The following is a 16,150-nucleotide window of genomic DNA, read 5'->3' as shown; positions in this document are numbered from 1 at the left end:
TGGATCGGCCAGAGTCTGGACCGGCCAGAGGCGCGCCGGTCAGGCCTCGCCCTGGTCGCGGCTGAAGGCGTCGGCGCCGTTGAAGGCCGCCAGCTTCTCGACATGCATCCAGCGATGACGCTGGCCGATGCGGCCGATCAGCGCCAGTGCCGCCGCATCGTCGAAACCGGTCGTCCCGCCACCCATCGTCTCGCCGGCCGCCGCATCATCACGGCACAGGAAGCGCGCCCGCCAATGCGGGGTCAGCTCGGTGCGCGCGGCATCGCCCGGCCAGACGGCGGTGCCGCGATTGGACAGATGCTTCAGCCGGAACGGCGTCTCCCCGGCCAGCGCGGTCAATTCGGCGCCAAGGGCCGCCGGGTCGCCGTCCTCGACCTCGAAGAACAGGTCGAAGCCGGTATCGGCGCGGGTGTCGACCACGATGCGGTCGGGCAGGGCGCCGGGGATGGGGGCATCGGCGGTGGCGGCCGGGCCTGGAACCGGCAGATCCGACAGATCGATACGCGCCAGATTGGCGGCCACCGCCTCGGCGAAGGCCATGGTGGACGACGGGGCGACGCCGCGGCCGCGGGCAAGATCGCCGGTCAGCACCCGGCCCTCGGTCAGGGTCAGGGCCAGCGCCGCCTCGATCCGGGTGGCGGCCATGGTCTCGCCCAGATGGCGCAGCAGCATCAGCGCCGCCTGCAGGAAGGCGGTGGGATTGGCGAGGCCGCGGCCGGCGATGTCGGGGGCCGAGCCATGGACCGCCTCGAACATCGCGGCATGGTCGCCGATATTGGCGCTGGCGGCCAGACCCAGCCCGCCGACCAGCCCGGCGGCCAGATCCGACAGGATGTCGCCGTTCATGTTGGTCATCACCGCGACGTCGATCTGTTCCGGCGCCACCACCAGCTTGTGGGCGCAGGCATCGACGATCATGTCGTCGGCGTTGATGTCGGGGTAATCCCGCGCCACCGCCTCGACCGTGCGCTTGAACAGCCCTTCGGTCAGCTTCAGGATATTGGCCTTGTGCACGGCGGTCACCCGGCCGCGCCCCTCGCGTCGGGCCAGTTCAAAGGCCGCGCGGGCGATTTTGGCCGATCCGCGCCGGGTGATCAGCTTCAGCGCCTGGGCGGTGTCGGGGGTCTGCATATGCTCGATGCCGGCATACAGGTCTTCCACATTCTCACGCACGATCACCAGATCGATGCCGCGCCCCGAAAATGGCGTGGTCACCCCCGGCAGTTCCTTCACCGGCCGGATATTGGCATACATCTCGAACAGCTTGCGCAGCGTCACGTTGGCGCTTTTGCCGCCATGGCCGACCGGGGTTTCCAGCGGCGCCTTCAGCACCAGCCGGGTCTGTTCGATCAGGGCCACGGTGTCGGCCGGCACGCCGGTGCCGATACCGGCCGCGAAGGCCCGCCCGCCCGCCATCGCCGGCTGCCAGGCGACGGGGGCCGCCGCCGCGTCGAAGATCAGCCGCACCGCCGCCGAAATCTCGGGACCGATGCCGTCGCCCTCGATCAGCACCACATCGTGGGTGGCGGGACGGGCAGGGCTGCCGGGCTGGGCAGACTTCGCGGGCTCGGTGGTGACGGGCGACATATCCGGGGTCTCCAGAACAAGGTGAATGGTGGGCGGGGCCGGGGCGTGCGGGCGCGGCGGCACGCGCCTGCGCGGCATTTGGGCATACCATGAGGCTTTGTAAAGCCACTTCAAATGCGGTTTGACGTCGCGCGACCAAAGTTGGGGGGCGGATATCGGGACGGAGCGCATTGTGAAGACCGCCCGCCGATATTGCAGTGCGGATGGTTACAAACCGTGGATCGGCCAGATGTCGTCCTGGATTCCCGATTGTCGTCCAGGGTCAAGTTGCGGCGCGGCATAGGGGGGAAGCTTGTCGTCATAAGGGTCGGGACAGCGGCCGGGTGCAGGCTGGGGAGCCTGCCGCCCGCCCCCGTCGCATAACGACCCACGCATGGTCGCCAAGCCGCCGGGGAGCCGGAGGCCGCGTTCCGGACGACAAGGGGGTCTTATGTCCATCGCAACCGAAACCGGCGGTGCCGGCACACCGGATGTCAGCGCCGTTGCGGCACCGGGCGGCGGCCTGCGCCGCGATGCCGTCGGCGTGCCGCATATCGTGTTCTTCGTGCTGGCCGCCGCCGCCCCGCTGACCGCCGTGGTCGGCGCCTCGCCCGCGGCCTTCGCCTTCGGCAACGGCGCCGGCGTCGCCGGCACCTATCTGCTGGTGGGTGCGCTGTATCTGCTGTTCAGCGTCGGCTTCACCACCATGAACCGCTTCGTGGGCTCGGCGGGCGGCTTCTATCCGTTCATCGCCCATGGCCTGGGCAAGCCGGTGGGCGTTGGCGGCGCGCTGATCGCGCTCGCCACCTATAACGCCATCGACATCGCGGTCTATGGGCTGTTCGGTTTCTTCATGGCCGATATCGCCGCCCAGTCGGGCATCGCCGTGCCGTGGTGGGCGTTCGCGGGTGCGCTGGGCCTTGCGGTCTATGTCTGCGGGGTGCGCAAGATCGAATTCAGCGGCAAGCTGCTCGGCATCTGCATGCTGGCGGAAATCGCCATTCTGCTGGTGCTGGATCTGGCGATCGTGGCCGCCGGCATCGGTGGCGGCGGTGTGGCGGGCGGCGCGGTGCCCGAGGGGTTGACCATTGTGCCGTTCACGCCTTCGGCGATCCTGTCGGACGGGCTGGGTGTCGGGCTGGTGTTCGTGGTCGCCTCGTTCATCGGCTTCGAGGCAACGGTGATCTTCGGCGAGGAAGCCCGCAATCCCAAGCGCACCATTCCCGTCGCCACCTATGTGGCGGTGATCGTGGTCGCCTGCTTCTATGCCTTCTCGACCTGGGCAATCACCCAGTATTACGGCCCGTCGGCGATCGCCGCCATTGCCACCGAGCACACCGCCACCCTGTTCTTCGACGCGTCGGACGCGCTGCTCGGGCCTTCGATGACCCTGGTCATGAACGTGCTGCTGATCACCAGCCTGTTCGCCTGCGCGCTGTCGTTCCACAACACCATCAACCGCTATTTCTTCGCCATCGGCCGCGAGGGGCTGGCCTGGACGGGGCTTGCCGCCACCCATCGTGATCACCAGTCTCCTCATGTGGCGGGGATGGTGCAGACCGGGCTGGCGCTGGGGGCGGTGGCGCTGTTCGCGCTGGCCGGCCTCGACCCCTTCGCGATCGTCTTTGCCTGGATGAGCACCTTCGCCAGCATCGGCATTCTGGTGATCCAGATCCTGGTGTCGCTGGCGGTGCTGGGCTTCTTCCGCGCCGACAGCCATGGCGTCGGCATCTGGCACCGGCTGATTGCGCCGGCGCTGGCGATGCTGGGCCTGGGCATCTGTCTTATCCTGGTGATCAGCAATGTCGAGCTGGTCAGCGGCTCGGATTCGATGATCGTGGCCGGCTTCCCGCTGATCATCGCCGCCATCGGTCTGGCGGGCGCCGGCATCGCGCTCCGCCTGCGCCACCGCCGCCCCGCCATCTATCAGCGCATCGGCCGGGCCTTCGAGGAGGTCGCCTGACCTTCCCCTGCCCATACCTCCCGCCTGCTCCCATCCCCCCGCCGGCCCCCGCCCCCGCCCTCCGTTTCCGTTACCCGAAGGAGTTTCCGTCCATGGATTGCTGTCACGCTGACGCCCCCGCCGCGACGGCGCCGGTCATCACCCATCCGCTGGCGCCACTGTCGCCGGCCGAGATCCTGAAGGCGGTCGCGGCGATCCGCGGCGAGGCGCGGCTGGCCGGGCTGTTCTTCGAGACCATCGAGCTGAAGGAGCCCGACAAAGCCAGCCTGCGCGCGGGTGTGGCGGTGCCGCGCGAGGCGCGGGCCAATCTGTTTCATCCGGAACGGATCGGCGTGGTGCGGGTGGTGGTGGATCTCGATGCAGGCGCGCTGAGCTCGGTGGTCGAGCTGCCCGATGCCCGGCCGATGATCCAGCTCGAACAGTTCATGGCGATCGAGGACATCGTGAAGGCCAGCCCCGATTTCATCGCGGCCTGTGCGAAACGCGGCATCACCGACATGGCCATGGTCTGCGTCGACCCGTGGTCGGCGGGCAATTTTTCGGTGCCGGGCGAGGAGGGGCGCCATCTCTGCCACACCTTCGCGTGGTTGCGGCTGCGCGAGAACGAGAATTTCTATGCCCATCCGATCGAGGGCGTAAACGCGGTCGTCGATCTGAAGACCAGCGCGGTGATCCGGGTCGATGATTACGGCGTGGTGCCGGTGCCGATGACCGAGCACAATTACGAGACCGAGTTCCGCGACAGCTTCCGCACCGGGCTGAAGCCGATCAATGTCGTGCAGCCCGAGGGGGTGAGCTTCACCCTGAACGGGTCGCGGCTGGTCTGGGACAAGTGGTCGCTGGTGGTGGGCTTCAATGCCCGCGAGGGGCTGACCCTGCACGACATCTCGTATGACGGCCGGCCGATCGTGCATCGCGCCTCGCTGGTCGAGATGGTGGTGCCCTATGGCAGCCCGGATAACGGCCATTTCCGCAAGAACGTGTTCGATATCGGCGAATATGGCATCGGCAAGCTGGCCAATTCGCTGAAGCTGGGCTGCGACTGCCTGGGCGCGATCGAATATCTGGACGCGCATCTGAACACCATGACCGGCGAGGTCATGACCATCGAGAAGGCGATCTGCATCCACGAGGAAGACAGCGGCCTGCTGTGGAAGCACTGGGATTTCCGCACCAACCGCGCCGAGGTGCGCCGCGCCCGCAAGCTGGTGGTGTCGTGCATCTGCACGGTCGGCAATTACGAATACGCGCTCTACTGGTATCTGCACATCGACGGCACGATCGAATTCGAGATGAAGGCGACCGGGATCATCAACACCGCCGCCTGCATCCCCGGTCAGCCGCCGAAATATGGCCGCGAGGTGGCGCCGGGCGTGGTCGGCCACATCCACCAGCACATCTTCTGCGCGCGGCTGGACATGGCGGTGGACGGCGATGCCAACAGCATTGTCGAGTGCAACACCTATGCCTGCGAAGAAGGCCCCGACAACCCGTATGGCAACGGCTTCTACGAGGCGGAAACCGTGCTGCGCACCGAGCTTGAAGCCTGCCGTCGCGCCAACCCGGCCAGCCATCGCTATTGGAAGATCATCAACCCCGGCAAGACCAATCATGCCGGCACGCCGGTTGCCTACAAGCTGGACGCGCCGAATTGCGTGACATCCTTCGTGCGGCCGAATTCGCCATCGGGCCAGCGTGCCGGCTTCGTGCAGAACCATGTCTGGGTCACTGCCTATGACCCGGAAGAACGCTATCCGGCCGGCGAGTACATGAACCATTCCACCGGCGCCGGCGGCATCGTCGATTTCGTGGCCCAGGACCGGCCGGTCGAGAACACCGACATCGTGCTGTGGCATGTCTTCGGCCTGCACCATCCGGTGCGGGTGGAGGATTTCCCCGTCCAGCCCTGCGTGATGACCGGCTTCAAGCTGATGCCGGCCGGGTTCTTCAACGGCAACCCGTGCCTGGACCTGCCGCCGGAGGTGAATGCCGCGAGTTGCTGCGCCAACGCCGCCGGTTGAGACGGCGGGCAGGGGGCGGTGAACCAGGCCGGGAGGGGCGCCGATGTCGACCATGCCGACCTTCATGGGCGGGCTGCTGCTGGGTTTGGCCGGCAGCCTGCATTGCGCCGGGATCTGCGGCGGCATCGCCTCCGCCACATTGCTCGCCGCCGAACCCCGCGGCACCGCCGGCACCCGCGCCGGGGCGCTGATGCAGATCCAGCTTGGCCGCGCCACCACCTACACCCTGGCCGGTGGCGCGGTCGGTGCCGGATCGGGCGCCCTGGCCGGGCTGCTGGATCTGGCCGGCGCCAATCAACTGCTGCGGGTGCTGGCCGCCGCCAACCTGTTATGGGTGGGGGCGGCGCTGGCCGGCATCGGCGCGGGGCCGCGGCTGTTCGATGGCTGGGCGCGGGCGATCGGCCGGCAGACCGGCCAGCTCACCGGACAATATAGGCGGCCCCAAGGCCGGGGTGCCGGCGGCTTCGCCATGGGCGCGATCTGGGGATTGATGCCCTGCGGCATGGTCTATGCGGCGCTGCTGACCGCCCTGCTGTCGGGCAGCACCGTCGGAGGGGCGCTGGTCATGGCCGGGTTCGCGCTCGGCACCATGCCGGCGGTGGCCGGCAGCGCCTATGGCATTGCGGCGCTGGCCGGGCATGGCCAGGGGGCGGGGCATCCGCGCAGGGGTGGATTGCGTGCCGGCCATCTGCGCATGGGGCTGGGTGTCGCCATCGCCGCGATCGGCGCCGCGACGCTGCTGATCCCGGCGCCGCTGCTTGCGGAAATATGCCTGTTTTGAGTGCATATATGCCGCTATGGTGATATCTGCATAAAATATATGCATGTCATCCGAGGCGATCGGCCGCAGACCGGCGGCTTTACGGGCCTCAAGTATTGGCACAAAATTTGCCTTGTGATCCGCATCCTGAACAAGAACGGCCAAGAAAAATTCCGTTCTGACAAGGGTCCGGGTCATGATCTCATCCCATCAATTCGGCACCATCACCACCGGTGCCATTTACGGCCTGCATGCGGTTATCAAGTCGAAGGGCGGTCGTCCGGAAGATGTGTTCGCGCGCATCGGCCTGTCGGGCGATCCCGATTGCGGGGTGCAACCGGTTCTGCCGCTGGCGAGCTTCACGGCCACCCTGGAGGCGGCGGCGTCCGAGGTCGGCAGTTCCACCTTCGGGCTCGATTTCGGCCGGGCCTTCGACATCCGCCGGCTGGGTGGCATCGGCGAGGTGTTTCATTGCGACCAGACCGTGGGTGCGGCCCTGGAGAAATTCTGCCGCTATCTGCCCACCGCCCAGGACAACAGCCGGGCGGTCTGCGCCGTGTCGGGCGATCTGGCGCGGGTCAGCTATGAGATCGAGGATCCGACCGTGCATGAGCGGGTCCAGGATGCCAATTTCACCCTGGCGCTGAAGCATGACGTGCTGAAATGGCTGCTGGGGCCCCGGTTTTCCGCCAGTTGGGTGGAATTCCGCCACCAGCCCGATGGTGACGCGGCCGATTATCGGCACCATTTCGGCTGCCCGGTGCGCTTCGGCGCCGGCGGCAATGCGCTGGTGTTTCCGGCGCGCTGGCTGGAGACCCCCATTGCGACGGCCGATCCGCGCGCCTGCCATCAGGTGACCGCGCGGCTGGCCGACGATCTGGCGACCCGCACCGCGCGGATCGATTTCACCGGCGGCATCGAGGCCTGGATCACCGAGGCGATGTGCCGTGCCGCCCCGATCGAGCTTGAGCATGTCGCCGCCGATCTGGGTATGAGCGCCCGCACCCTGCAACGCCGGCTGGATCAGTGCGGGGTGAGTTTCGCCGATCTGCGCAACACCGTGCGTCGGCGGCTGGCTGTGGTGATGCTGACCGAAACCGCCATGCCGGTGACCCTGATCGCCCTGCATCTGGGCTATAGCGAAACCAGCGCCTTCACCCGCGCCTTCAAGGCGATGACCGGCCGTGCCCCGCTGGCCTTCCGCAATCGGGCGGTGATGGCCGCGCGCTGACGCTTTCTCTTGTCTCAAGCAGCCGCGCCCGCGAAGATCGCGGCCCGGCCGCTGGATGATCTTTGAGAGGATGTGCCCCCGATGACCGACCGTCTGCGCCTCGTCACCTGGAACATCAATTCGCTGCGCCTGCGCATGGCCCTGCTCGGCCGCGTGGTCGAGGAGACGCGCGCCGACGTGGTCTGCCTTCAGGAAACCAAGGTCGACGACGCCAATTTCCCGATGGAGGCGGTGCGGGCGCTGGGCTTCGAGCATGTGCTCTATCGGGGCGACAAGGGCTATAACGGTGTCGCGATCCTGTCGAAGCGGCCGATCGAGCCCGCCGGCCATCGTTTCTGGGGTGGGGTGGAGGATGCCCGCCACATCTCGGCGCGGCTCGCCGACGGCATGGTGGTGCACAATTTCTATGTGCCGGCGGGCGGCGACATCCCCGATCCGGCGCTGAACGTGAAATTCGCCCACAAGCTGCGCTTCCTGGACGATCTGACCGCGTGGGGCGCCACGGTTGCCGGCGACACCACGCCGCGGGTGATGGTGGGCGACCTGAACATCGCGCCGCTGGAAACCGATGTCTGGAGCCACAAGCAGTTGCTGAAGGTGGTCAGCCACACGCCGGTCGAGGTCGAGAAGCTGGCCCGTGTTCAGGCGGCCGGCGCCTGGACCGACGTCGTGCGCCAGGTGATCAGCCCCGACATCAAGCTGTATTCCTGGTGGTCCTATCGCGCCCGCGACTGGGCGGCGGCCGATCGCGGCCGCCGGCTGGATCATATCTGGACCGATGGCGTGCTGGCGCCACGCGTGCGTGGCGCCAGCGTGCTGAAAGACGCCCGTGGCTGGACCCAGCCATCCGACCATGCACCGGTGATGGTCGACATCGATCCGGCCTGAGCCGGGGACTGCCGAGCGGCGCTGGCCTCAGCCGCGCCGCCGCCGGCCCCGGGTGAAACGTCGCGCCGCCGCGGCGATGCCCTGGGCGTCGATGCCGTAATGGGCATAAAGATCCTCGACCGTGCCGGTCTGGCCGAAATGGTCGACACCCAGCGCCGCCACCCGGTGGCCGTTGACCCCGCCCAGCCAGGCCAGCGTCGCCGGATGGCCGTCGATGACGGTGACGATGCCTGCATGGTCGGGCACCTGGTCGAGCAGGCGTTCAACCGGCGAGACGGCGTCCATGGCCCCCTCCGCCCGGGCCTTTTCCGCCGCATGCCAGCCGGCATGCAGCCGGTCGGCCGAGGTGACGGCCAGCACCGCGACATTGCGCCGGGCGCCGCCGATCAGCCCGGCCGCCGCCACCGCCTCGGTGATCGCCACGCCCTGGCAGGCGATGACCACCTCGCATCCCGGCTCCGGTGCCTTCAGCCAGTAGCCGCCGGTAATGATGGCCTCGGCAAGCTCGGATGTCATCTCGCGGCGCGGCTGGTCGACCGGGCGGGTCGACAGGCGCAGATAGACGGCGCCGCCGGCGGCGTCGGCCAGGAAGCTGACCGGGTCGGGGGTCTTGGGGCCGCTGCGCTGCATATGGTTGAAGCCCCAGTCGATGATCACCGCCAACTCGTCGGCGAAGGCCGGTTCGAACGAGGCGAGCCCGTCCTGGCTCATGCCGATCAGCGGCTGGGCGATCGACTGATGCGCGCCGCCCTCGCCGGCCAGCGACACACCAGACGGTGTGGCGACCACCATGAAGCGGGCATCCTGATAGCAGGCGTAATTCAGCGCATCCAGCCCGCGTGAGATGAACGGATCGTACAGCGTGCCCACCGGCAGCAGGCGCTCGCCGAACAACTCGTGGGCCAGGCCGGCGGCGCCCAGCAGCAGGAACAGGTTCATCTCGGCGATGCCCAGCTCGATATGCTGGCCCTGGGGCGAGAAATGCCATTTCTGGGCGCTGGGAATGCGCTGGCGCTGGAAGATGTCGGCGATCTCGTCGGCGGCGAACAGCGCGCGGCGGTTCACCCAGCCGCCCAGATTGGTCGAGACCGTGACATCGGGCGAGGTGGTGACGATGCGCCGGGCCAGATCGGTGTCGGTCCTGGCGATCGTGTCCATGATCCGCCCGAAGGCGGTCTGGGTGGAGGTCGTGGCCGGTGTGGCGGTGGCGCCGGTCGCCTGCGGCCCGATCGCCGGCACCGGCGCCGCGGTCAGGCGCCGGCTGGCGCCGGTGTTGAACGGCACCCGGTCGAGGAAATCGCGCAGCGCCGCCTCGTCGATGCCGAGCCCCTCGAACGGTGCCCATTCATGGCCGGGGCGCACGCCCATGGCATCGCGCAGCGCATGGATCTGCGCCTCGGTCATCTGGCCGGAATGGTTGTCCTTGTGGCCGGCCAGCGGCGTGCCCCAGCCCTTGACGGTATAGGCGATGAACACGGTCGGCCGGTCGTCGTCGATGCCGTGGAAGGCATCGAGCAGGCTGTCCAGGCAGTGGCCGCCCAGATTGGCCATCAGATCGGCCAGTTCGGCATCGTCGCGACGCGCGATCAGCGCACTGACATCGCCCTGGTCGCCCAGATCATCCTGCAGGCGCGCGCGCCACGCCGCACCGCCCTGATACATCAGCGCCGAATACAGGCCGTTGGGGCAGGCATCGATCCAGGCCCGCAGCCGCTCGCCGCCCGGCTCGGCAAAGGCGGCGCGCTGGCGGGCGCCGTATTTGATCGTCACCACCCGCCAGTCGAAGGCCTTGAAGATCGCGGCGATCCGGTCGTACAGCCCCTCGCGGACCACGCCGTCCAGGCTCTGGCGGTTATAGTCGATCACCCACCAGGTGTTGCGCAGGCCCTGTTTCCAGCCTTCCAGCAGGCATTCATAGACATTGCCCTCGTCCAGCTCGGCATCGCCGACCAGGGCGATCATGCGGCCTTCGGGCATGTCGGGCCGCGCCCAGGATTTGGCGCGGATATAATCCTGCACGATCGACGCGAAGGCGGTGAAGGCCACACCCAGCCCGACCGATCCGGTCGAGATGTCGACATCATCGGTGTCCTTGGTGCGCGACGGATAGGATTGCGCGCCACCAAGGCCCCGGAACGCCTTCAGCTTGTCGAGCGTCTGGCGGCCGAACAGATACTGGATGGCATGAAACACCGGCGCGGCATGGGGCTTCACCGCCACCCGGTCTTCCGGGCGCAGCACATCGAAATAGAGCGCCGCCATGATCGCGGTCATCGAGGCCGAGGACGACTGATGCCCGCCCACCTTCACCCCCGACGCATTCGGCCGGATGTGGTTCGCGTGGTGGATCATCCAGTTCGACAGCCACAACGCCTTGCGGCTGAGCGCATCGAGCATCGCCAGATGGGTGTCGTCGCGCGTCTCGCCCGCCATCCGGGCAGCGATCCTGGTCATGCGGTCTCTCCCGTCATCGTCCGGAAGCCTTATTCTGCGCCCGGTTGCGCGCCGGTTCTTGCCTATTTTCGGCCCCGTACCCATGCTGCACGCAGTTATCTGCCAGGAAAGGGCATCGGTATGGCGATATCCACCAAACCGGATCTGGACCCGATCGACCGCCGCATCCTGAAGGCCCTGCAGGAAGACGGCCGGATGACCGCCCAGGCCCTTGCCGAACGCGTCGGCCTGTCGCCCTCGCCCTGCCTGCGCCGCATCCGCCTGCTGGAAGAGGCGGGGGTGATCACCGGCTATGCGGCGCTGGTCAACCAGAACAGCGTCGGCCTGCCGGTCTCGGTGTTCATCTCGATCAAGCTGGAACGCCAGCGCGCCCCCGAACTCGACGCCTTCGCCCGCGCGATCACCGCCTGGCCCGAGGTGATGGAGTGCTATCTGATGACCGGCGCCCGCGATTTCCTGCTCCGCGTGGTCTGCGCCGACCTCGCCGCCTATGAAGCCTTCCTCCGCGACCGCCTGACCAAGCTGGACGGCGTGGGCTCGATCGAATCGAGCTTCGCGCTGGGGCAGGTGAAGTATTCACGGGTGTTGCCGTTGGGGTGAGGGGCTTTTATTATGCATCGTATTGATATATTTTTGTGTATGAAGAAAATTTTCTGCAATATAGGGTCGACGGGTGATCAAAAATTTATGATAAGCCTGAGAGGCCGATTATTAAATCTGAATTGTTTATATATATTGTTAGCTGTATCGATAACAAAAACAGATAAATTTCAATGGATTTTGTCGATTCTATAATATAGATGATCACTATTATACTTCTATTGACCGGATGGATGTCTGTATAGATCCCTCCGGGAAATGTGGCCTTGATATAAAATCGATATCTTGTGCATATAATTCAGATATGGCATCCGATTTCTTAATGATTGAAGATATTTATGGAATGGTCAAAATGATAAACATAGAATGTGATATTTTGAGAATATTATTTATAAAATAAAACGACGTCTCCTATTTCAAGATGATTTTCTCCCTAGAAAATTTTTTCTTTTCCCCATCAATAAGCGGCCATGATCGTGACCGTTACATTCCTTCCCTGCCTCCTTGCGGTGGTGATCAGCCTGTAGCGCGCCATCAGCAGGCGGGCATGGGCCAGATCGATCGGCGGCCGATGCCTCGTCCCTGCCCACCATAATTTCTGCATCGATCATTACATAAAGCCGTTGACTCCATCGGGCGTGGCGTTTAGTTATTTTTGTGCTGAACGATACATAATAAATGCCAAGGCGCCGGCGGGCTGGGCAGTGCCCGTCGCGGGGCCGGCCGACCACGGATCATTCCGGGTTCCTGAAGGATATTATCCCCATGAAACACATGTCGAACCGACAGATCGTCCTGGCGGCCCGCCCAGATGGCATGGCCCGATTGAGCGATTTCAAAGCCGTGGACACGGACATACCCTCGCCCAAAGACGGCGAGGTTCTGTTTCGCAACCGGCTGTTCTCGGTCGATCCCTATCAGCGCAACCTGATGGGCAACGGCTCGTCCGAATGGCCGGCCATCGACATCGGCGACCCGATGGGGGGGCCGACGGTTGGCGTGGTCGAACAGAGCAGACACCCGGATTTCGCGGTCGGCGATCACGTCCAGTCCTGGTCCGGCTGGCAGCGATATGCACTGTCCGATGGCTCGGACATCCGCAAGCTCGATGCCGACGCGGCACCGCTGTCGACCGCGCTGGGTCCGCTCGGCCTGACCGGCTTCACGGCCTGGTACGGGATGACCAAGCTTCACGCATTCAAGCCCGGCGGTACGCTGGTCGTCACCGGCGCGGCCGGCGCTGTCGGCTCCACCGCGGCTCAACTGGGAAAACTGCGCGGGCTTCGGGTGGTGGGTGTCGCCGGTGGACCCGCCAAGGCCGCCCGGCTCACCGACGAACTCGGCCTGGACGCGGCCATCGACTACAAGGCCGCGGATTTCGAGGATCAGGTCAGGCGCGCCCTGCCGGATGGGATCGATGCGTTCTTCGAGAATGTCGGCGGGCCGATCTTCCCGGTGCTGATGGAATATTTCAACACCGACGCGAAGATGACCCTCTGCGGCACGATCGCCGACTATAGCGAGACCGAGCTGCCGACCGGCACGAATTATCTGCCGAGGCTGATCACCCTGATCCACTACAGGTTCGTCAGCATCAAGGCGTTCGCAATTCCCTATGTCTTGGACAGCTTCCCCGAATTCCTGGCCGAGATGGCGCCCCTGGTCCGCGACGGCCGGATCCGATATGGCGAAGAGTTCATCGACGGGTTCGATGCCCTGCCCGCGGCATTGATGAGCCTGTTCGACGGCACGCATAGCGGCAGGAAGCTGATCGTCAGGGATCGCTGAAAACATCGGCATGGCGTCTGGCCAGACCGACGCCACCGACGCCGCCGGACCGGTGGGAAAGAGTCCGACACACCCTTCGAAAGGCCGGGATATGAGCACAGAGCAGAATAAGGCTGTGGTTCGGGACTTCTGCGATCTCTTCGGGCGATCCGCCATCGACGAGGCGCTGGGCATGATGACCGACGACGCCACATGGTGGGTCAACGGCAAGCCGCATCTGTTCGCCGGTTCAGGAACCAGGACCAGGGCCGAGATGGCGGTGATCTGGCCCGGCCTCTATGCCGCGCTCAATGGCGGGTTGCACATGAACGTCCTCGACATGATCGCCGAGGGCGATCGCGTGGCGGCGGAAATCCGCTCCCATGCCGTGACCAGGACCGGTCAGGTCTATGAGAATGATTACCACATGCTCTTCACACTCCGCGACGGCAAGGTCGCCCGGGTGAAGGAATACACCGACCTTATGCACGCGGCGGAAATCTTCGGCTGACGTCGTCCAGTTCAAATGGGCGAAGAAAAAACGCAACGCCATGTCCGTCGATGGCAGAAAACGACGGAAATCCGCCCTTGTGGACATGATACCGCCCCCGTAGCCTCGTTCCTGTAAGATCGTCTGATATCAATACGCAAGGTCAACTTGCCGGCGAGCTTATACCGCAGGGGAAGACTGCGAAGACGGAACGACACAGGGGGACCACGACATGAAAATGCAGAAGGACGGCGGTTCCGCGTCGAAAAGACGCGATCTGACCTGCCGGTTGTTTGCCGCCGCCGCGATGACTGTTTCGGCGGTGGGGCTGACGGCCGCGCCGGCGGCCGCGCAGATATCGGGAGATGTCGTCAAGATCGGCATCGTCAACGATCAGTCGGGGCCGTTGTCGGATCTGGCCGGCCCGGGATCGGTGGTGGCGGCCAGGCTGGCGCTCGAAGACTTCAAGGCGATGACGCCGTCGCTCAATGTTCAGGTCGTGTCGGCCGACCACCAGAACAAGGCCGATATCGGCGTCGAGGTGGTGCGCCGGTGGTACGAGGCCGACGGCGTCGACATGGTGGTGGATGTCGGCAATTCGGCGGTCGCCCTGGCGGTGCAGTCCATCGCCCGCGATCAGAAGAAGCTGGTCATCTATGCCGCGGTCGGCACCACCGACATCACCGGCAGCCAGTGCTCCCCGACCGGCCTCGCATGGCTGCACGACAATTACAATCTGGTCAGCGGGCCGATCCGCAAACTGGTGGCGCAGGGCCAGGACAAGTGGTTCTTCATCGCCGCCGACTATGCGTTCGGGCAGAACATGGTCAAGGAGTCGCAAAGCGCGCTCGCGGCGGCGGGCGGCACCTCGGTGGGCGCGGTTTTCCATCCGCTGGGCAACACCGACTACGCGTCGTTTCTTCTTCAGGCGCAAAGCTCGGGCGCCGATGTCGTTGCCTTCGCCAATGCCGGGTCACAGCTCGTCACCTCGATGAAGCAGTGGAACGAGTTCGGCATGAATAGCGGACCGCAGCGGGCGGTGGCGGAACTCATGTTCCTGACCGACATCCACGGCATGGGGCTGGAAACCGCACAGGGCCTGACCGGGGTTACCGCCTGGTACTGGGATCTGAATGACGAGACCCGGGCCTTCGCCAAGCGCTTCTTCGATCTGCATGGCGCCATGCCCACAGCGCCCCAAGCCTCGGTCTATTCGTCGGTGCTGCACTATCTGAAAGCGGTGGCGGCCACCGGGACGGACGAGACCAGCTCTGTCGTTGCCGAAATGCGGGCGGCACCGGTCGACGATTTCTATGCGCCCGGCGCCACGCTGCGGGCAGACAACAAGCTCGTCCACGATTTCTATCTCGTCCAGGTCAAGAAGCCGGCCGAGCTTGAGACGCCTTGGGCCTATTACAATGTCGTCGAGACGATCGCCGCCGCCGACGCCTACAGTCCTCTCAGCGAAAGCGATTGCAGCCTGGCGGCGGCGGCCGGCAAATAGCAGCCGGCCTTACCGGCAATTCGGATTAGGAAAGCCGGACGGATCATGAAAGCCCGGGCGCGCGGATCTTGCCGCGGCCCGGGCTTTCATGACTGTCGGCCAGCGTCAATCAGGCCGACGCCAATCAGGCCAACGTCAATCGGGGCTGGCGGCGCCTCCGGCCAGGATCTGCCGCACCAGATCCACCCGGCGTTCTCGGCTGGCCCTGAACTTGTCTTCCGCGAGGGCCACGACCTCTGCCGGTGCCGTGTCCGGAGACCCGGCATTGAAGGGCGGCGCCGGGTTGTATTCTATCCGCAACTGGATGGCCTCGGCGGCCTGCCGATCCACAAGCCGGGACACGACGGTCAGTCCCAGGTCGATGCCGGCGGTGACACCGCCACCGGTCATGCGGTTGCGATCGATACAGACCCGCTCGCGCGACACGGTCACGTCAAACAGGGCCAGCGCCTCGACCGCGCTCCAATGGGTGGCTGCCCGATAGCCGTCGAGCAGCCCGGCCGCCGCCAGCACCAGAGAGCCGGTGCACACCGAGGTGACATACTGGGCGCCTTCGGCCTGACGGCGCAGGAAATCCAGCGTCTCGGTGTCGCTCATCAGCGCGTCGGTGCCATAGCCGCCCGGCACGCAGATCACGTCGAGTTGCGGACAGTCGGCAAAAGTGGTCGTGGGCGTTATCGACAGCACGCCATCGCTCTGCACCGGTGCGGTGTTCTTCCAGAGAAGATGAACCTCGGCTCCGGGCAGGGACGAGAAGACCTGGAGCGGACCGGTCATATCCAGTTGTGTGATGTTCGGAAAGACCAGCAGGCCGAATTGCAGGGGTCTGGACATTGTGGCACCTCGAAACAGCTTGACGAGGCTACGGTGCCATGCGCGGAATTAATCCGAAATGCCATAGTTCCC

The 16,150-nt window shown here is 65.5% G+C and carries 12 protein-coding genes; 9 read left to right on the top strand and 3 right to left on the bottom strand.

What is annotated here, in order from left to right:
* Window positions 1-39 precede the first annotated feature (39 nt).
* On the bottom strand, window positions 40-1,587 hold the full coding sequence (locus tag WG924_RS08790) for an isocitrate/isopropylmalate family dehydrogenase (RefSeq protein WP_345932635.1): 1,548 nt from the start codon (window positions 1,585-1,587) through the stop codon (window positions 40-42).
* Between the two features lie 430 nt (window positions 1,588-2,017).
* On the opposite strand from WG924_RS08790, the gene WG924_RS08785 reads away from it, so the two are divergent.
* From WG924_RS08785 to WG924_RS08765, 5 genes are all read left to right on the top strand, one after another.
* Window positions 2,018-3,529 (top strand): APC family permease, encoded by a 1,512-nt coding sequence (locus tag WG924_RS08785; protein ID WP_345932634.1) that lies wholly within the window; start codon window positions 2,018-2,020, stop codon window positions 3,527-3,529.
* Between the two features lie 92 nt (window positions 3,530-3,621).
* On the top strand, window positions 3,622-5,550 hold the full coding sequence (locus WG924_RS08780; protein WP_345932633.1) for a primary-amine oxidase: 1,929 nt from the start codon (window positions 3,622-3,624) through the stop codon (window positions 5,548-5,550).
* Between the two features lie 43 nt (window positions 5,551-5,593).
* Window positions 5,594-6,331, top strand: coding sequence for a sulfite exporter TauE/SafE family protein (locus WG924_RS08775; RefSeq protein ID WP_345932632.1), 738 nt, complete (start codon window positions 5,594-5,596; stop codon window positions 6,329-6,331).
* A 175-nt stretch (window positions 6,332-6,506) separates the two neighbouring features.
* On the top strand, window positions 6,507-7,541 hold the full coding sequence (qhpR, locus tag WG924_RS08770; RefSeq protein ID WP_345932631.1) for an AraC-like transcriptional regulator QhpR: 1,035 nt from the start codon (window positions 6,507-6,509) through the stop codon (window positions 7,539-7,541).
* An 81-nt stretch (window positions 7,542-7,622) separates the two neighbouring features.
* Window positions 7,623-8,429 carry an exodeoxyribonuclease III gene (locus tag WG924_RS08765; RefSeq protein ID WP_345932630.1) on the top strand — a complete coding sequence of 269 codons (807 nt, stop codon included), beginning with the start codon at window positions 7,623-7,625 and terminating at the stop codon, window positions 8,427-8,429.
* A gap of 27 nt (window positions 8,430-8,456) precedes the next feature.
* On the opposite strand, the gene WG924_RS08760 is transcribed toward WG924_RS08765, so the two are convergent.
* Entirely contained in the window at window positions 8,457-10,883 is a 2,427-nt protein-coding gene (locus tag WG924_RS08760) for a thiamine pyrophosphate-binding protein (protein ID WP_345932629.1), read from the bottom strand.
* 120 nt (window positions 10,884-11,003) lie between these two features.
* On the opposite strand from WG924_RS08760, the gene WG924_RS08755 reads away from it, so the two are divergent.
* The 4 genes from WG924_RS08755 (at window position 11,004) to WG924_RS08740 (ending at window position 15,244) form a co-directional block, all read left to right on the top strand.
* The gene (locus WG924_RS08755; RefSeq protein ID WP_188581071.1) at window positions 11,004-11,483 is read left to right on the top strand and encodes an Lrp/AsnC family transcriptional regulator; all 480 of its coding nucleotides are present in this window, start codon (window positions 11,004-11,006) and stop codon (window positions 11,481-11,483) included.
* A 765-nt stretch (window positions 11,484-12,248) separates the two neighbouring features.
* Window positions 12,249-13,271 (top strand): NADP-dependent oxidoreductase, encoded by a 1,023-nt coding sequence (locus WG924_RS08750; protein ID WP_345932628.1) that lies wholly within the window; start codon window positions 12,249-12,251, stop codon window positions 13,269-13,271.
* A gap of 10 nt (window positions 13,272-13,281) precedes the next feature.
* On the top strand, window positions 13,282-13,761 hold the full coding sequence (locus tag WG924_RS08745; RefSeq protein ID WP_345932627.1) for a nuclear transport factor 2 family protein: 480 nt from the start codon (window positions 13,282-13,284) through the stop codon (window positions 13,759-13,761).
* A gap of 211 nt (window positions 13,762-13,972) precedes the next feature.
* The gene (locus WG924_RS08740) at window positions 13,973-15,244 is read left to right on the top strand and encodes an ABC transporter substrate-binding protein (protein ID WP_345932626.1); all 1,272 of its coding nucleotides are present in this window, start codon (window positions 13,973-13,975) and stop codon (window positions 15,242-15,244) included.
* A 135-nt stretch (window positions 15,245-15,379) separates the two neighbouring features.
* Here WG924_RS08740 and WG924_RS08735 read toward each other — a convergent pair whose 3' ends face one another.
* Window positions 15,380-16,078: a DJ-1/PfpI family protein gene (locus WG924_RS08735; RefSeq protein ID WP_345932625.1), complete on the bottom strand. Its 699-nt coding sequence runs from the start codon at window positions 16,076-16,078 to the stop codon at window positions 15,380-15,382.
* Between the last annotated feature and the right edge of the window lie 72 nt (window positions 16,079-16,150).

Origin of the sequence: Tistrella arctica (assembly GCF_039630945.1) — a bacterium.
In the GTDB taxonomy this organism is placed as follows: Bacteria; Pseudomonadota; Alphaproteobacteria; order Tistrellales; family Tistrellaceae; genus Tistrella; species Tistrella bauzanensis.
This window is presented reverse-complemented; position numbering and strand designations above follow the sequence as displayed.